14 protein-coding genes and 1 pseudogene are annotated in these 14,872 nt (G+C 42.8%); 7 read left to right on the forward strand and 8 right to left on the reverse strand.

Annotated elements, in window-relative coordinates; all coding sequences use genetic code 11:
* Positions 1–206: 206 nt before the first annotated feature.
* Positions 207–1,199, forward strand: a complete 993-nt coding sequence (locus tag NYE65_RS10230; RefSeq protein ID WP_328177798.1) for a potassium channel family protein — start codon at positions 207–209, stop codon at positions 1,197–1,199.
* Here the strand turns inward: NYE65_RS10230 and NYE65_RS10235 are convergent.
* On the reverse strand, positions 1,196–1,600 hold the full coding sequence (locus NYE65_RS10235; protein WP_098185576.1) for a YugN-like family protein: 405 nt from the start codon (positions 1,598–1,600) through the stop codon (positions 1,196–1,198). The two genes, NYE65_RS10230 and NYE65_RS10235, sit on opposite strands and share 4 nt — an antisense overlap.
* 415 nt (positions 1,601–2,015) lie before the next feature.
* On the opposite strand from NYE65_RS10235, the gene NYE65_RS10240 reads away from it, so the two are divergent.
* The gene (locus NYE65_RS10240; protein WP_340860883.1) at positions 2,016–3,296 is read left to right on the forward strand and encodes a M20 family metallopeptidase; all 1,281 of its coding nucleotides are present in this window, start codon (positions 2,016–2,018) and stop codon (positions 3,294–3,296) included.
* A 350-nt stretch (positions 3,297–3,646) separates the two neighbouring features.
* Here the strand turns inward: NYE65_RS10240 and NYE65_RS10245 are convergent.
* From NYE65_RS10245 to NYE65_RS10255, 3 genes and pseudogenes are all read right to left on the reverse strand, one after another.
* Positions 3,647–4,039, reverse strand: a pseudogene (locus NYE65_RS10245) (cytochrome c biogenesis CcdA family protein); the annotation flags it as partial.
* Positions 4,040–4,277: 238 nt separating this feature from the next.
* Positions 4,278–5,624 carry a glucose-6-phosphate isomerase gene (locus NYE65_RS10250; protein ID WP_063595867.1) on the reverse strand — a complete coding sequence of 449 codons (1,347 nt, stop codon included), beginning with the start codon at positions 5,622–5,624 and terminating at the stop codon, positions 4,278–4,280.
* 147 nt (positions 5,625–5,771) lie between these two features.
* The gene (locus NYE65_RS10255; RefSeq protein ID WP_340860884.1) at positions 5,772–6,935 is read right to left on the reverse strand and encodes an iron-containing alcohol dehydrogenase; all 1,164 of its coding nucleotides are present in this window, start codon (positions 6,933–6,935) and stop codon (positions 5,772–5,774) included.
* 204 nt (positions 6,936–7,139) lie between these two features.
* Here NYE65_RS10255 and NYE65_RS10260 point away from each other — a divergent pair, with 204 nt between their 5' ends.
* Positions 7,140–7,373 (forward strand): DUF378 domain-containing protein, encoded by a 234-nt coding sequence (locus NYE65_RS10260; RefSeq protein WP_034310308.1) that lies wholly within the window; start codon positions 7,140–7,142, stop codon positions 7,371–7,373.
* 137 nt (positions 7,374–7,510) lie between these two features.
* Here NYE65_RS10260 and yugI read toward each other — a convergent pair whose 3' ends face one another.
* On the reverse strand, positions 7,511–7,915 hold the full coding sequence (yugI, locus tag NYE65_RS10265) for a S1 domain-containing post-transcriptional regulator GSP13 (RefSeq protein WP_034310304.1): 405 nt from the start codon (positions 7,913–7,915) through the stop codon (positions 7,511–7,513).
* 340 nt (positions 7,916–8,255) lie between these two features.
* On the opposite strand from yugI, the gene NYE65_RS10270 reads away from it, so the two are divergent.
* Both NYE65_RS10270 and NYE65_RS10275 read left to right on the forward strand, forming a co-directional pair.
* Positions 8,256–9,599, forward strand: coding sequence for a sodium-dependent transporter (locus tag NYE65_RS10270; protein WP_328177795.1), 1,344 nt, complete (start codon positions 8,256–8,258; stop codon positions 9,597–9,599).
* 140 nt (positions 9,600–9,739) lie between these two features.
* Positions 9,740–10,093 (forward strand): helix-turn-helix domain-containing protein, encoded by a 354-nt coding sequence (locus NYE65_RS10275; protein WP_057278025.1) that lies wholly within the window; start codon positions 9,740–9,742, stop codon positions 10,091–10,093.
* A 158-nt stretch (positions 10,094–10,251) separates the two neighbouring features.
* On the opposite strand, the gene NYE65_RS10280 is transcribed toward NYE65_RS10275, so the two are convergent.
* Complete coding sequence (locus NYE65_RS10280; RefSeq protein WP_034310296.1) at positions 10,252–11,421, reverse strand: aminotransferase; 1,170 nt, start codon at positions 11,419–11,421, stop codon at positions 10,252–10,254.
* Positions 11,418–11,918, reverse strand: a complete 501-nt coding sequence (locus tag NYE65_RS10285) for an Lrp/AsnC family transcriptional regulator (RefSeq protein WP_034310292.1) — start codon at positions 11,916–11,918, stop codon at positions 11,418–11,420. The genes NYE65_RS10280 and NYE65_RS10285 overlap by 4 nt, the downstream gene beginning before the upstream one ends.
* 304 nt (positions 11,919–12,222) lie before the next feature.
* On the opposite strand from NYE65_RS10285, the gene NYE65_RS10290 reads away from it, so the two are divergent.
* Positions 12,223–13,065 carry an alpha/beta fold hydrolase gene (locus NYE65_RS10290; protein ID WP_106027088.1) on the forward strand — a complete coding sequence of 281 codons (843 nt, stop codon included), beginning with the start codon at positions 12,223–12,225 and terminating at the stop codon, positions 13,063–13,065.
* 258 nt (positions 13,066–13,323) lie between these two features.
* Here NYE65_RS10290 and NYE65_RS10295 read toward each other — a convergent pair whose 3' ends face one another.
* Positions 13,324–13,584, reverse strand: a complete 261-nt coding sequence (locus NYE65_RS10295; RefSeq protein ID WP_048882924.1) for a DUF1871 family protein — start codon at positions 13,582–13,584, stop codon at positions 13,324–13,326.
* Positions 13,585–13,678: 94 nt separating this feature from the next.
* Between NYE65_RS10295 and NYE65_RS10300 the strand changes: the two genes are divergently transcribed.
* Positions 13,679–14,863 (forward strand): MalY/PatB family protein, encoded by a 1,185-nt coding sequence (locus NYE65_RS10300; protein ID WP_340862122.1) that lies wholly within the window; start codon positions 13,679–13,681, stop codon positions 14,861–14,863.
* Positions 14,864–14,872: the final 9 nt, after the last annotated feature.

Here is a 14,872-nt window from a genome sequence, read left to right on the forward strand (position 1 = left end):
TAATCAACCATCGAGCATGAAGTCCATTCAGGATACGTGACTCAGCACTAAAAGCCTTCCGACATCTTCCGGAAGGCTTTTATCATTTACCGTAATTCGATCAGGCAATATGCCGATATTCATCATTCAAAGTTTGTCTGTCCGGACCCTTATGAGCCATGCCTTTTTTGACCATACTATAGAAAAGCTCAAAGGGTGTGAAAATAATGATTCGAATCGGTCCATACATGAGTATCGTTCCCAGATTTCCGCGTTTCATCAGATTGCTTTCCATCATCGCATTATTTTTACTTTCATTCGGGGTCTTGATCCACATTGTGGAGCCGAAGAGATTCCCCACCTTGCTTGATGGCATCTGGTGGGCAATCGTGACGATGTCAACGGTCGGCTATGGAGATTTCACTCCCGTGACCAATCTTGGCAAAATCATTGGGATGGTCCTCATTTTGTCAGGAGCCGGCCTGATTACTTCTTATTTTGCGTACATCGCTAAAATTTCCATATCCAATGAACAGCAATTTCTAACAGGAAAGAAAGTATTCGGCGGCGGCGGACATATTATCATTGTGGGCTGGAATGGCCGTTCCAAGAGAATCATCCAAAACATCCATGATCGCAAGCACCATCAATCCATTGTCCTTATCGATGATACACTGCAAAAGCACCCACTTCCACGAACGAATATCCACTTTATCCAAGGAAAGGCTACATTGGATTCCGTTTTGCAGAAAGCCAATATTAAACAAGCCATTCGCGTCCTTATTACGGCTGACCTTAAGCAGGACGAGCTGCAAACGGATATGTTCTCGATTTTAACGTTACTGGCCGTCAAGGGGCTGAATCCGCATGTGTATTGTCTTGTGGAAATATTGACGCATGAACAAAAGGAAAATGCTTTACGGGCTGGGGCGGACGGTATAGTCGAAACGAATAAATTCGCGAGTGAATATATGCAGGATTGCTTATCAAAGGGGATCATAACGGAAGCCAGAGAACAAAATGAGCTGGATGGATTGAGCCTCAAACAGCTGCCCATCCAGGATGACTGGGCGGAATTGACGTTCAAACAGCTGAACGTTAAGCTATTCGATCAAAACATTTTATTGGTCGGCATCATTTCAGGAGGCAAGACCTTAATCAAGCCCCCCGGAGATGTAATCATCCATCGTGATGACACTCTCATCATCATTGATGATTAATGTAATAAAAGCTTTTCCAAATTACGGACAAGCGCTTTTCCTAAAGAGATATAGTTTTCCGGAAATTCGGCATCCGGATTTTCAGGCTCGGCAAACTGATTGAAGGAGGCGGAGAGGTTTCCGATATTTCCTTCATCGTCAATCCCGTCCTCGTACTTATGAGATAACAAAAACGGTTGTAAGAGTTCGACCATTACCCCGTCCTGATCGAGTGAACCATCAACAGCCTTGAAAGGGACCCGCAAGAATTGGTAGCCATCACTGTCATCAATCTTATAATCAAAAGACCCGTGGTCATAATCCCATCCTCCGCCTATCGCATATCCTTCCGGTTTTAACTTTGTCTCCAAATCGAACAACCCGAATGTTTTCCCTTCCAACTGAGAAGAAATTTTAATCATTGTATAAAACCTCTTTCGCTAATTTTCTATTAGCTTAACCAAAGCGCCTAAAAAAAAACCTGAATGACTCTATTGTCCCCTTGATCAGGCATAAAGGAAGATTGGCTTCCTCACTGATTTCCAAGCTTTCCTTACGCTTTTATTTCAGCTTCGTCGCTCCCTCCCCCTCCTCCATTCGTAATTACTGGATCTTCTGCTGGTAGCGTCAGGAAAATGCAAATTTACAACGTTAAGCACATTTTCCTGACGCTACCCATATATAACTTTGGCTCTTTGGCTCATTAAGTTTAACTATAGCATTGAACGAGATTTTAAATTCCCCACTTTTAACCTCAGAAATATGAACTAGGAACAGCACATAGAATAGGTATAGAAATATTGCGGCTAATGCTGGACATGGAGGGGATGTATTTATATGAGTACCAGAATAATCCGGCAACTGATAAGGTCAAGGCAACAGGAATTAGTCGAACTTGCTGCTTCATTTATTCGAATTCCATCTGAAAATCCATCGCCCGAGTTTAAGAAGCGGTCAGCAGAAATGGGACGCCATATTAGCCGGTACCTAGCAGCAAAAGGGTTCTTGATTACCGAGCACCGCCGTAGCGAAAATGCGCTGGTTACCGTGGTCTGTGATGCTCCCTTAACCAGGGTACCTGGTCCCCGGCTCCTATTTTGTGGACATACAGATGTCGTACCTGCAGGCGATTGTTCACATTGGACCTTTGATCCTTTCTCAGGAGAAGTCAGAGCAGGTATGCTTTTGGGTAGGGGAGCCTCCGATATGAAAGGAGGCTTGGCATCACTGATTTTTGTGGCTGGACTACTTCAGGAGTTCGCCCCCACTCTTAATTTGAAAGGTAGCCTAGGAGTTATTGCCTCTCCGGATGAAGAGACTGGCGGCATTGAGGTGGCCTCGCTCCTGGATCAAGGATTGATTAAGGGTGATGCTTGTCTGATTGGTGAACCAACGGACCGCTACCATCCGAATGCCGGTGAAAAGGGCAAGGCATGGATGCAGGTGATCATACCAGGTCAGACAGATCATGGCAGCCTACAACCGCTTTATGGAATCTCCGCCGTACGAAGAGGGGCAGCCGCGGTTGAAGCACTAACCAAGCTATGGGAGCTCAAGGCAACGCCTCCGCCAGAGCCTTGTCAACTTTTGTACAATACTGAGTGGCTCCTATCTCAGGGTCTAGGAAATCCCTTACTGTCACAGTTACTTTATCGTCCCTCTTACAATCCAGGTGTAATCCAGGGCGGAACAAATGTGAACGTCGTCGCAGACAAGTGTATCATTAAAGTGGATACCCGGGTTCCATTCGGTATGAAGCCCGAGTTTGTACTTGATATCGCTAGAAATCTTGTTAGTGCTGTAGCGCCAGGTGCGGTTGTAGAGCCAATGGTACCCTGTACTAACCCGAACTGGACCTTAGAGGATCGTCCAATTGTGAGGGCCATAGAACTGGGAATCCAGCGTGTCCTTGGAATGGAGGAACCCGTCTTCAGCGTACTTTTGCTTGGTTCAAGTGATGCCAGTCACTTCCGGCGCCATGGCATTGAAACCGTCCTTTACGGTCCTGGGCTGGAACACACTATCCATGGGTACGATGAGCGGGTTTCAGTGGAGAACTTAGTAGAATCTGCCGAGATATATGCTGAGACTGCAGTCAAGTATCTTAGGTCATTTTAAATCTATTTTCACTAAACTTTATGCAGGTGCAGGGTATACTGCACGCGCTACTGCTAATGTTCTCTTTCAAGGTGTATATGGTGGTGGTCATTGGTGGGAATATTTATATACTCGTTGGTATTAATTCTTTAGTTCAATGCTAAACTATATATATTTATTGCGTGTTTTGATCAAACATTTTTTCAAATTTACATGAAGACCAAAAGCTAAAAAAAGAGCTTGGAGCAGAAGAACCGCTTCAGGCTTTTTTCTTTTTGGGAAAAGTGGGAATTCCTTTTTTCTCTGAATGAACTAGGATTTTTTTTAATAATTTTAGTCAGGTTCACTTTTTGTATTATTAACATCTGACCTGTAGACAAACCAAGGGTTACAACGGCCCCTAATATGGGTCCTATGCAAGGATTCAACCAGCAGCATATCCTATCCCAATTTAAATAGAACCTATCTAACGGATGGGCGATTTTTATCCATCATTAAGAATTTTGGTTGAAAAACCCCAATAATCATTAAACCAAAAACAATTATCAAAATAGCACCTACTTGTCTAATTAAATCAATGTATTCATAAAAGAAATCGTAAATAAAATTGGCCTGCTATTTAATTTGTGATTATCTTCTTTTAATTCTGTAACTGATAATCCTGTAATATAAGATAAAAAGGCAGGATATACGGGCAAACAGCAAGGAGAGATAAAGGATAAAACCCCAGCACCAAAAGATATAAAAATATTTAAGTCTCCCAATATGATTTTCTCCAGTTTTGATTTTCTCTTGTTTTAGCATCTTACATCTTCTTCTTTCCATCCGGCAGGCAGGCTTCTTGCGGACCAGGGAACCGTTCTCAGTTTCTCTATTTCCTTAATACAATCACCCCCCACTTTCATTTTCGATACCAGTATCGAATATGTTTATTCTTACCCTTTGCGTTCAACCAAAAAAAGGCAACAAGCCGGATGTTATTCCGGCTTGTTGCCTTTTATATTATAAGCGCTGTTCAAGCTCCGCTTTTTTCTTTTCATAACCCGGCTTGCCTAAAAGAGCAAACATGTTCACCTTATAGGCTTCCACTCCAGGCTGATCAAATGGATTTACACCCAGTAAGTAACCGCTCATTGCACAAGCTTTCTCGAAGAAATATACAAGGTAGCCAAAAGTATAAGCATCGAGCTGAGGAACCGTTACGATCAGGTTGGGAACGCCACCGTCCGTATGGGCTAACAGCGTACCTTCAAATGCTTTATTATTCACGAATTGCACCGTTTCACCTGCTAGGTAATTCAGGCCGTCCAAGTCATTGGCCGCTTCTTCAATCAAGATTTCGTGACGGGCCTTATCGACTTTGATGACCGTTTCAAAAAGATCACGCCGTCCTTCCTGGACATACTGCCCTAATGAATGCAGGTCGGTCGAGAAGTTAGCCGATGAAGGAAATATCCCTTTTTGATCCTTTCCTTCACTTTCTCCAAATAACTGTTTCCACCACTCAGAGAAGTATTGAAGTCCAGGCTCATAGTTTATCAGCATTTCAATCGTTTTCCCTTTATTGTAAAGGATATTCCGAACCGCCGCATATTGGTATGCCTGATTCTCCCCTAGCTCGGAAGAACTGAAGTCGGCCCTGGCACGCTCGGCTCCCTCCATGATTTGATCGATATCCGCCCCGCTGACAGCAATCGGAAGCAGCCCTACAGCCGTTAAGACCGAGTAACGTCCGCCAACATCATCAGGAATGACGAATGTTTGGAAACCTTCCTCCGTTGCTACCGTTTTTAATGCGCCCTTCTCTTTATCAGTCGTAGCATAAATGCGGCTCTTAGCTTCTTCAACGCCGTATTTTTGTTCAAGCAGTTTCCTGAAAATCCTGAAGGCCAGTGCAGGCTCCGTGGTCGTACCGGATTTAGAGATGACGTTGATCGAGAAATCCCTATTTTCCAATAGGTCCATCACGTCCTGCATATATGTAGAGCTTATATTATTACCGACAAATAAAATTTGCGGTGCTTTCCTTTTATCCGAAGGTAGAATGTTATAAAAACTATGTTGAAGCATCTCAACTGCTGCCCGTGCTCCCAGATATGATCCACCGATTCCGATAACCAGCAGCACTTCTGAATCTTCTTTTATTTTCGCGGCCGCTTTTTTGATTCTTGAGAATTCTTCTTTATCATAATTGGCGGGTAAATCAAGCCAGCCAAGGTATTCATTGCCTGCCCCTGTCTGCTCATGCAGGGAATGGTGTGCCACTTTTACAGCATCCTGTAGATAGGTAATTTCATGCTCCCCGAAAAACGGCAGGGCTTTTGAATAATCGAAACGAATATGGGCCATTCAAATTCCTCCTTGAATTCTTTAGTTTCCCTTTCACTTTATCTGATGTAATTCTCATAATCAAGAAATCGATCAAGTAAATAACGAATTATGCATATAAAGCAATCTCCCACCTGGCAAGGAGGGAGATCGGATCATATCACTTGTTTATAAGGAAGCCCGTAAAATGGCGAGGACATCTTCACGGTTCAGGACTTTGAATCGTCCAAATTCACCTCTGCTCATCGCTTTATCAGCCATGACTTCCAATTGTGAGTCATCGATGCCATAATCCGAAAGATTGGTCGGCGCCCCTAAGCTGCTCCAAAATGACCTAAGTCTTTCAATGCCTTCAAGGGCCGCTTCCTCATCCGTTTTACCTTCCGGATCTACATGGAATACACGGACTGCAACTTGTTTAAAGCGTGCGACATTTTCATGGAGCACATGCTTCATCCAATTCGGGAATAAGATGGCCAATCCTCCTGCATGCGGGATGTCATAAACAGCTGAAACGGCATGTTCAATGTTATGCGTTGCCCAATCACCGCTGTAACCAACCCCAAGCGACCCATTCAAGGCTAGGTTTCCGGCATACAGGATAGTGGCCCGATGCTCATAATCCTCCAGGTCTTCCAATAGTTTAGGTGCCGTTTCAATCACCGTCGTTAACAGCGATTCACAAAAACGGTCTTGCAGCGGTGCATGCGTTTCCGGGTGGAAGTACGTTTCGAATACATGTGACATCATATCGACCATTCCGTATACCGTCTGGTCTTTTGGTACTGAAAAAGTATTTTCAGGGTCCAAAATGGAGAATTGCGGAAATACCAATGGACTTCCCCATCCATATTTCTCTTTCGTTTCCCAGTTTGTTATGACAGATCCGGAATTCGCCTCAGAGCCTGTTGCAGCTAAAGTCAGCACCGTTCCGAATGGAAGGGCCTCTTCGACTGGTGCCTTCTTAATGACAAGATCCCATGGATCCCCCTCATATTTAGCACCTGCAACGATGGCCTTTGTAGCGTCTATAACGCTTCCCCCTCCAACCGCAAGGACAAAGTCAATCCCATGTTCTTTACAAAGGTCAACACCCTTCCGGACAGTTGAGATGCGTGGATTCGGTTCAACTCCGGAAAGTTCGTGCACCTCTGCATCGATCTCTTTCAAGGTATTGATCACTTTTTCATATAAGCCATTTTTCTTTATGCTTCCCCCGCCATATACAAGTAAAACTCTATCGCCATAGGCGGGAATTTCAGTTTTTAAGCTTTCAAGCTGACCTTTCCCGAAAATTACTTTTGTAGGATTTTTATATGTGAAATTCTCCAATGGTATCTCTCCTTTAATGCCACATTGACTCCGTTTTCGAATGAGCGACAGGGCCAAGTGCTAGTTTTTCTTTTATTCATTATGACCAATGTTCCATTTAAATACAAAATATCCGCCCGTAACTTTTGAGTGGATGTATATTTACATGCTGAAAATGCATGATAAGTAAAGAACTGATTTTTTCAAAAAAAGGAGGGCTGTACAATGAGTGGAATACAAAGAATTGCACTTGTTCTTACAATAATTGGGGCAATCAACTGGGGATTAATAGGGTTTTTCCAATTTGACTTGGTCGCTTCGATTTTCGGGGGGCAAGATGCTGGAATGGCCCGTATCGTTTATGGATTGGTTGGAATTGCCGGTCTTATTAATCTTGGTCTTCTCTTTAAACCAAGTCCTGAAATTTCCAGGGAGCCTGAAACCAAACCGACTCGCTAAGATCTTGATCCTTCGACAATGTTATGTTCTATAAAATAAAGCCGGACCATGGATAAACACATGACCCGGCTTTATTTCATTCATGTGCCCCAGGACAAAAAAAACCGGCTGATCGAGGATCTGCCGGTTCTAAAAAATTATTTTTTGATTAAGTCTTCGCGTTGAGATTGTTCAATCCACTCTTGAAGTTTGTCTTTCAATGTGTTGAAACCTTCAGTAGATTCGATGTGAGATGTCGCTTTAACAGATGCTTGGCGTTTTTTCGGAGCTTTTTTCGGAGCTTCAGTACGCTCAGGAGCTTCTTCTGTAGCGCGGATCGATAAGCCGATTTTTCCAGCAGCTGAATCGATGGAAAGAACTTTCACTTTCACTTCATCGCCCACTTTTAAATGTTCGTTAATATCTTTAACGAAGCCGTGAGTGATTTCAGAAATATGAACTAAACCTTGAGTTGATTCATCTAAAGCAACAAATGCACCGTATGGTTGAATACCAGTAACTTTACCAGCAACTACCGCACCAATTTCGAATTTTTCAGACATGGTAACACTCCTATTTTATATATATTTTTTCGTCTTTTCACGCAATAAAAAATTATATCACATAATTGGAAAATAATCAAAGTTAAGTATACCATACTTTTTGGGATTTTACTCATTAAAAATGTTTGTTTTTTGGAAATAATAAATATTATAAGATCTTTGTATATAACTTAACCTAAAAATTTGCAAATAACCTCTATTTCCCTTAAGATATTTACTCATTTTTCTAAAGATTGTAATATTAAACCTATCCAATTGCCCCTAATCATAGTAAGATGAGAAAATGTTTTAAAAAAATATACAGCTAGATATTCTTTACATCTAAAGGAGTTTTTCCATCATGTCAAAACAAGATCAATGGACTTCAAAACTTGGGTTCATCCTGGCAGCCGCGGGATCCGCTATTGGATTGGGCGCCATCTGGAAGCTCCCGTATATGACTGGGGAAAATGGCGGTGGGGTCTTTTTCCTGCTCTTCATTATATTCACCCTGCTTATCGGGGCACCGATATTAATAGCGGAATTCACGATTGGCCGCAATGCACAGAAAGATGCCATTAGCGCATATAAACATATCGCCCCTGGAAAGCCTTGGGCATTGATTGGATATGGCGGTGTCGTCGCTTCAATCATCCTTCTTTCCTTCTTCAGTGTTGTTGGAGGCTGGATCATCTCCTATTTAGCAAGGAGCTTTACAGGATCCCTCTCAAACTTGACGCAAGAGGAATATGGGAACTTCTTCAATACGATAATCAGTAATCCTTATGAAACGGTCATCGCTCAGTTATTATTCATGGTCTTTACCATTTGGGTCGTGCAAGGCGGCGTTTCCAAGGGAATTGAAAAGGCTAATAAATATATGATGCCTTCATTGTTCATTCTTTTTATCATCCTTCTTATCCGATCCTTGACTCTGGATGGAGCAATGGAAGGTGTTAAATTCTTCTTGAAACCGGACTTTTCCGCATTAACAGGGGAAACGATCCTATTGGCACTCGGCCAATCCTTCTTTGCACTAAGTGTCGGTGTTTCCGTGATGGTAACCTACGCATCCTATTTAAGTAAAAAAGAAGATATTACAAAATCGGCCTTTTCGGTAGTTGGACTGAATATCTTCATTTCCTTGCTGGCAGGTTTGGTCATCTTCCCGGCTGTTTTCGCACTTGGTTTCAGCCCTTCAAGCGGGCCTGGACTGGTATTTGTCGTGTTGCCTGCCGTCTTCAATGAAATGGCGCTTGGCGGGATCTTCATGTTCATTTTCTTCGTATTATTATTATTTGCCACCCTTACGACGGCATTCTCCATTCTCGAAATCGTCGTTGCAGCCATGATTAAGGGGGATTCCGCAAAACGGAAGAAGGCCTCTTGGATAGCTGGTATCACCGTTTTCCTGATTGGGATTCCTAGCGCATTGTCCTTTGGGGTGCTTTCGGAAGTGAAGATTTTCAATTTATCCATATTCGATTTCGCTGATTATCTGACAAGCAATATCGCGCTGCCAGTCGGCGCCTTGTTCATATCCCTTTTCATCGGTTTTCAAATGAAAAGGATTGAGGTACAAAAGGAGTTCGAAACTGGCGCTGATCCCGGCCGATCACTTTTTAAACTTTGGTACTTCCTGATTCGCTACATCGTGCCGATCATGATCATACTCGTATTCCTTAAGTCAACTAATCTCATTTAACATTCAACATGCCGTTTCGATATTTCTCGATGCGGCATTTTTTTCACAAAACCTACATATTCCGTTCCTTCACTTAAGTAATAATATGGTAAAATAATTACATAATAAAAATATATTTCCTGAAAAAGGAGTGTCTGACCATGTCAAATATCGCGAAGAATATCCGTCAATACAGAGAAGATCACAACCTAACTCAACAGGAACTGGCTTTGAAATTACGAATCGGCACGAAGAAAATCGAAAAGTATGAATCGGGTGAATCAGTTCCTGATACACAAACCATTTTACGTCTTTCCACCGTTCTTGACATTCCGGCTTCAGAATTCCTGAAGGATGCCCAGACCGGTAACGCTGCTGGTATCGACGAGGACTTAAAAAAATTGATTGAAGAAATCGGAACCAAAAAAGCTGAGCTCATTCTAAGGACAGCCAAGGACTTTAGCGAAGAAAAAATTCTGAAAGTTATGCATACTTTATATAAAACACAAGCTTAATTCAAAAAATGGGTCGTAGTATGTGTATTTTTTTTCTGGGTAATGGATATACTATGATTAACACTTTCTATGTTAATCCATTAGATTAACTCTTTTTTCTAATTCCCCCTATGGAAAGGGATCCGGCTGCTAATGGCCGGATCCCTATTTTTTTGCTTTTATTGGCAATGATTCTTCATGAAACGTTCCATTCTTCTGAGCGCCTCCTGAAGCTGTTCCATGGAGGATGCATAAGAACAGCGGATATGACCTTCACCGCTTTCCCCGAACACATCTCCCGGTACAACGGCAACAAGTTCTTCCGTCAGAAGTTTTTCAGCAAATTCCATCGAAGTCATCCCCGTTCTCTCGATTGATGGAAAAGCATAAAAAGCCCCGCCGGGATTATGGCAATCCAGCCCCATATCGTTAAATGATTTCACGATATAATTTCGTCTTCTCCGATAACTCCGACGCATTTCTTCCACATCCTGCATACCGTTCTTTAAAGCTTCCAATGCAGCATGCTGCGCAACGGTCGGCGCGCACATCATCGCATATTGGTGAAGCTTAAGCATCGCTTCGGAAATTTCCTTAGGTGCACAAACGAACCCAAGACGCCACCCTGTCATCGCAAACCCTTTCGAAAACCCATTGATGACAATCGTCCGCTCAAGCATGCCGTCAACGGCAGCAAAAGATGTGAATTCCTCATCATAAGCAAGTTCGGCATAGATTTCATCGGAAATCACCAGCAAGTCATGCTTTTTAACGATGTCAGCAAGCATCACTAATTCTTCCTGCCCAAGCTGGGTTCCCGTCGGGTTATTCGGTGAACAGATTAAAACGGCTTTCGTTTTAGGCGTGATCGCCGCTTCGAGTTGTTGGGGAGTCAACTTAAAGTCTTCTTCCTTGGATGTTTGGACCGTGACCGGTATTCCCCCTGCCATGGTCACAAGCGGTGCATAGGCGACGAAACAAGGTTCGACGACAATGACTTCTTCACCTGGATTCAAGATGGTCCTCAGGGCAATATCGAGGGCCTGGCTTGCTCCGACCGTGACAATGATTTGATCATCCGGTCTATACGAAACATGGAACTGCTTCTCCATATACCGGCTGATTTCCGACCTTAATTCAAATAATCCGGCATTGGCCGTATATGAGGTATATCCTTCCTCCAGGGAGTTGATCGCCGCTTCCCTTACCGCCCAAGATGTAACGAAATCCGGTTCACCTACACCAAGCGAAACGACCCCTTCCAAATTGGCTGCCAAGTCGAAAAAGCGGCGGATGCCTGATGGCTTAAGCTCTGCAATCGTTTTTGAAACATAACTCGTTTTAATCATGGTGACACCACTATCCGCTTATCTTCTTCAGTTTGATCAAAAATGGTGCCATCATGCTTGTATTTTTTCATTATGAAGTGAGTCGTCGTAGAAATGACGGAATCCAGTGTCGAAAGTTTTTCCGAGACGAAGCTTGCCACTTCGTTCATCGAACGCCCTTCGACAATGACTGAAAGATCATATGCCCCAGACATTAAATAAACGGACTCGACTTCTTTGAACTTGTAAATCCTTTTTGCAACATCATCGAAACCCACGCCCCGTTTTGGAGTGACCTTTACATCGATCATCGCTGTGACACCATGGTATTCATCCACTTTAGCCCAGTTAATGACTGTTAAGTAACGTACAATGACCCGCATATCTTCCAATTTCTTCAATGTTATTTCAATGTCCGAATCTGATTGATCGGTCATTTTAGCCAAATCCTTCAGATCAATCCGGCTGTTATTTTCAATGATTCTCAAGACTTCCAATTCCTCTTCATTCAAGTGCATTGGAAAACCCCCCTTTTGGAATTCACTAATTTAGCTGTGATGGTTTGGCTGGCAGATAGTCTCACGAATTACCTTATTAGACTTTTTAAAAAACCTATATGACAATATAATTTAATAAGTCCTATGCTGTCAGGATAAACTTACACTATTATATCAAAATTGGCTGGTGACCTGTTATAGTAATTGTCTTTTTTAATCGTTATTATTACAATTACTGTTATGCAACAGTATTATAGGACCTTTTTTGGAATATTCAGGGTAACATAGGTTTTTATCATGGAACAATAACGGAGGAGGAGCTTATATGGAAAGTCATACAATCAAAGGTCTCGAACGGGTAGGGAATATCGAAATCTATTTTGAATATGACCGAATCGATGATTCTCTCCCCACCCTTGTCCTGCTTCACGGATTTTTGTCATCGAGCTTCAGTTTCCGTAAATTAGTCCCCCATTTAATCAAGGAATACAATGTGATCTCCATAGACCTACCGCCATTCGGGCAAAGCGGAAAAGATTATCGATATACATATTCATTCCGAAACATCGCTAAATCCGTCGTTATGTTCCTGGAGGGAAAAGGAATCAGGAAATTCAGTATCATCGGCCATTCCATGGGCGGGCAGATTTCCCTGCAGCTCATCAAGTCATATCCTGATCTTGTCGACCATGCCATTCTACTTGCCGGCTCAGGCTATCAGCCCGGCTATTCGGAAAAAATGAAGATGGTCAGTTACCTGCCTTTCTTTTCATACGGGATAAAACGGTATCTGCAAAAATCAGGTATCGAAAAGAACTTGAAAAATGTCGTTCATGACCCGGCGATGATTGACGATGAAATGCGGCAGGGATATCTAGGGCCATTCATAAAGAAGCATGATATTTTCCGGGCATTGGGAAGGATGCTTCGAGATAAAGAAATCGATTTGCTGAAGGAGGACCTTAGTGATATTCATACACCATGCCTGCTTATTTGGGGAAGACATGATCGAGTGGTGCCATTGAGTATCGGCGAAAGGCTCCATGAAGACCTGCCTAATTCCGAGCTTGTTGTCATTGAGGATTCCGGGCACCTTCTTCCAGAGGAGAGACCTGAAGAAGTGTATCAACTAATTAAGGGGTTTATTGGAGTAGCCACCCCAACGTAAACTCATGAGTAAATGGCTGTAATCTCACGAGTAAATGGCTGTAATTCACGAGTAAATTAGCCAAAACTCACGAGTATACTGCACAAACTTACGATTAAAAGCACAATTCACCAATAAATCGCCGAATCTCACGGGTAAATCACTGAAACTCACGAGTATACTGCACAAACCATCAGTTAACTGAACAAACTATGGGTATAGAGCAAAAAAACAACGTAAAAAAGGTGCCCCTGATTTCCGGGTACACCTTTTTCACCTTTATATCGAACAGCTGGCATCATTTTTTATGATGAGCAGCTTTCGTGCAACGTCCAGGCACTTTTCCATCTGAATGGATTCATCGAATGCGAACTCGTAAATGGATTTTATTTTTTCCGCCAGTTCCTTCGGGTCATCTATATCCCGGATTGCTACGACCGTATCTGCAATTTCCGGCTCATATAGATCCCAACCTATCTTGAAAGGGTCCCATTCTTGTAAAACGGCAACCAACGCTAAATTCATTTGCTGTGTATCCATCTAATTTATCACCTGCTCAATATTTTCAAAGAACATGATATCATAGTAACATAACAACAGGCTTTTCGCGAAGACGACAAATTTTTATTCGGTGGTGGATATTTTGAACAAATCAATATTTGAAGAACAAATCAACAGGGAAAATTCAGGGTCTGCAAAATGGGATAAAAACTCCCTCACATCCTTATATGGGCGCGAGGATGTTCTGCCAATGTGGGTTGCCGATATGGACTTCCCATCTCCTGAGGGCATTCAAAAGGCATTGATGGAACGCTTGAATCATCCAATTTTCGGCTATACCGTCCCTTCTGAAACGGTTTTCACTGAAATTCAAAGCTGGCTTAAAGACCGGCACTCCTGGCAAATCGATAAGAAGTGGATTTCATTCAGCTCCGGCGTCGTTTCCGCAATCGGTACAACAATCCAGGCATTCACGAACCCGGGCGATAAAATACTGTTACAATCTCCCGTCTATACCCCATTTTTTGATATGATCAAAAATAATGACCGGGAAGTGGTCAATAGTCCGCTTATCATAGAAAAGGACCGCTTCGAGATTGATTTCAACGATTTTGAGGACAAGCTGAAAAGCGGAGTGAAACTATTCCTTTTTTGCAGTCCCCATAACCCTGGCGGACGCGTTTGGACAAAGGATGAACTCCTACGGATCGGGGAGCTATGTGAAAAATATGATGTAGTCATCATCAGTGATGAGATACATGCTGACTTATTCCATACAACATCCAAGCATTATCCGATCGGCTCCCTTTCACGAAAATTAGCGGATAGGACCGTTACATTGATGGCGCCAAGCAAAACATTCAATATTGCCGGCCTTCAGGCTTCATTCCTGATCACCAGTAATGAAAGATTGCAGAAGAAACTGCAAATGGCGCAAACGAAACTAGCCTTCCATGGCCTTAACATCTTTGCCTTAACAGCAATGGAAGCCGCGTATCGGGAGGGCTTGGAATGGCTTGAAGACATGATTGGCTACATTGAGGAGAATATAAAAGTGGCAGAGGAATTCATTGCAGCCGAAATTCCTTCACTGCATGTCATGCATCCGGAAGCCTCTTACCTTTTATGGATTGACTGCCGTGACCTTGGATTGACCGACAAGGAAATAAAGGATCGACTGATCCATCAAGGGAAGCTCGCATTAGAGCCTGGTTCTAAATACGGACCTGGCGGAGAAGGTTTCGTCCGCATGAATCTTGGTTGTTCACGCAGCGTCCTGATGGATGGGCTAAACCGGTTGAAATTGGCTTTTTCTTAAAAAAAAGAA

This window comes from Peribacillus sp. FSL R5-0717 (assembly GCF_038002945.1).
Taxonomy (GTDB): domain Bacteria; phylum Bacillota; class Bacilli; order Bacillales; family DSM-1321; genus Peribacillus; species Peribacillus frigoritolerans.

Coding starts and splice junctions, on each gene's coding strand:
- NYE65_RS10230 (WP_328177798.1), top strand. CDS start 207: ATGATTCGAATCGGTCCATACATGAGTATCGTTCCCAGATTTCCGCGT.
- NYE65_RS10235 (WP_098185576.1), bottom strand. CDS start 1,600: ATGATTAAAATTTCTTCTCAGTTGGAAGGGAAAACATTCGGGTTGTTC.
- NYE65_RS10240 (WP_340860883.1), top strand. CDS start 2,016: ATGAGTACCAGAATAATCCGGCAACTGATAAGGTCAAGGCAACAGGAA.
- NYE65_RS10250 (WP_063595867.1), bottom strand. CDS start 5,624: ATGGCCCATATTCGTTTCGATTATTCAAAAGCCCTGCCGTTTTTCGGG.
- NYE65_RS10260 (WP_034310308.1), top strand. CDS start 7,140: ATGAGTGGAATACAAAGAATTGCACTTGTTCTTACAATAATTGGGGCA.
- yugI (WP_034310304.1), bottom strand. CDS start 7,915: ATGTCTGAAAAATTCGAAATTGGTGCGGTAGTTGCTGGTAAAGTTACT.
- NYE65_RS10270 (WP_328177795.1), top strand. CDS start 8,256: ATGTCAAAACAAGATCAATGGACTTCAAAACTTGGGTTCATCCTGGCA.
- NYE65_RS10275 (WP_057278025.1), top strand. CDS start 9,740: ATGTCAAATATCGCGAAGAATATCCGTCAATACAGAGAAGATCACAAC.
- NYE65_RS10280 (WP_034310296.1), bottom strand. CDS start 11,421: ATGATTAAAACGAGTTATGTTTCAAAAACGATTGCAGAGCTTAAGCCA.
- NYE65_RS10285 (WP_034310292.1), bottom strand. CDS start 11,918: ATGCACTTGAATGAAGAGGAATTGGAAGTCTTGAGAATCATTGAAAAT.
- NYE65_RS10290 (WP_106027088.1), top strand. CDS start 12,223: ATGGAAAGTCATACAATCAAAGGTCTCGAACGGGTAGGGAATATCGAA.
- NYE65_RS10295 (WP_048882924.1), bottom strand. CDS start 13,584: ATGGATACACAGCAAATGAATTTAGCGTTGGTTGCCGTTTTACAAGAA.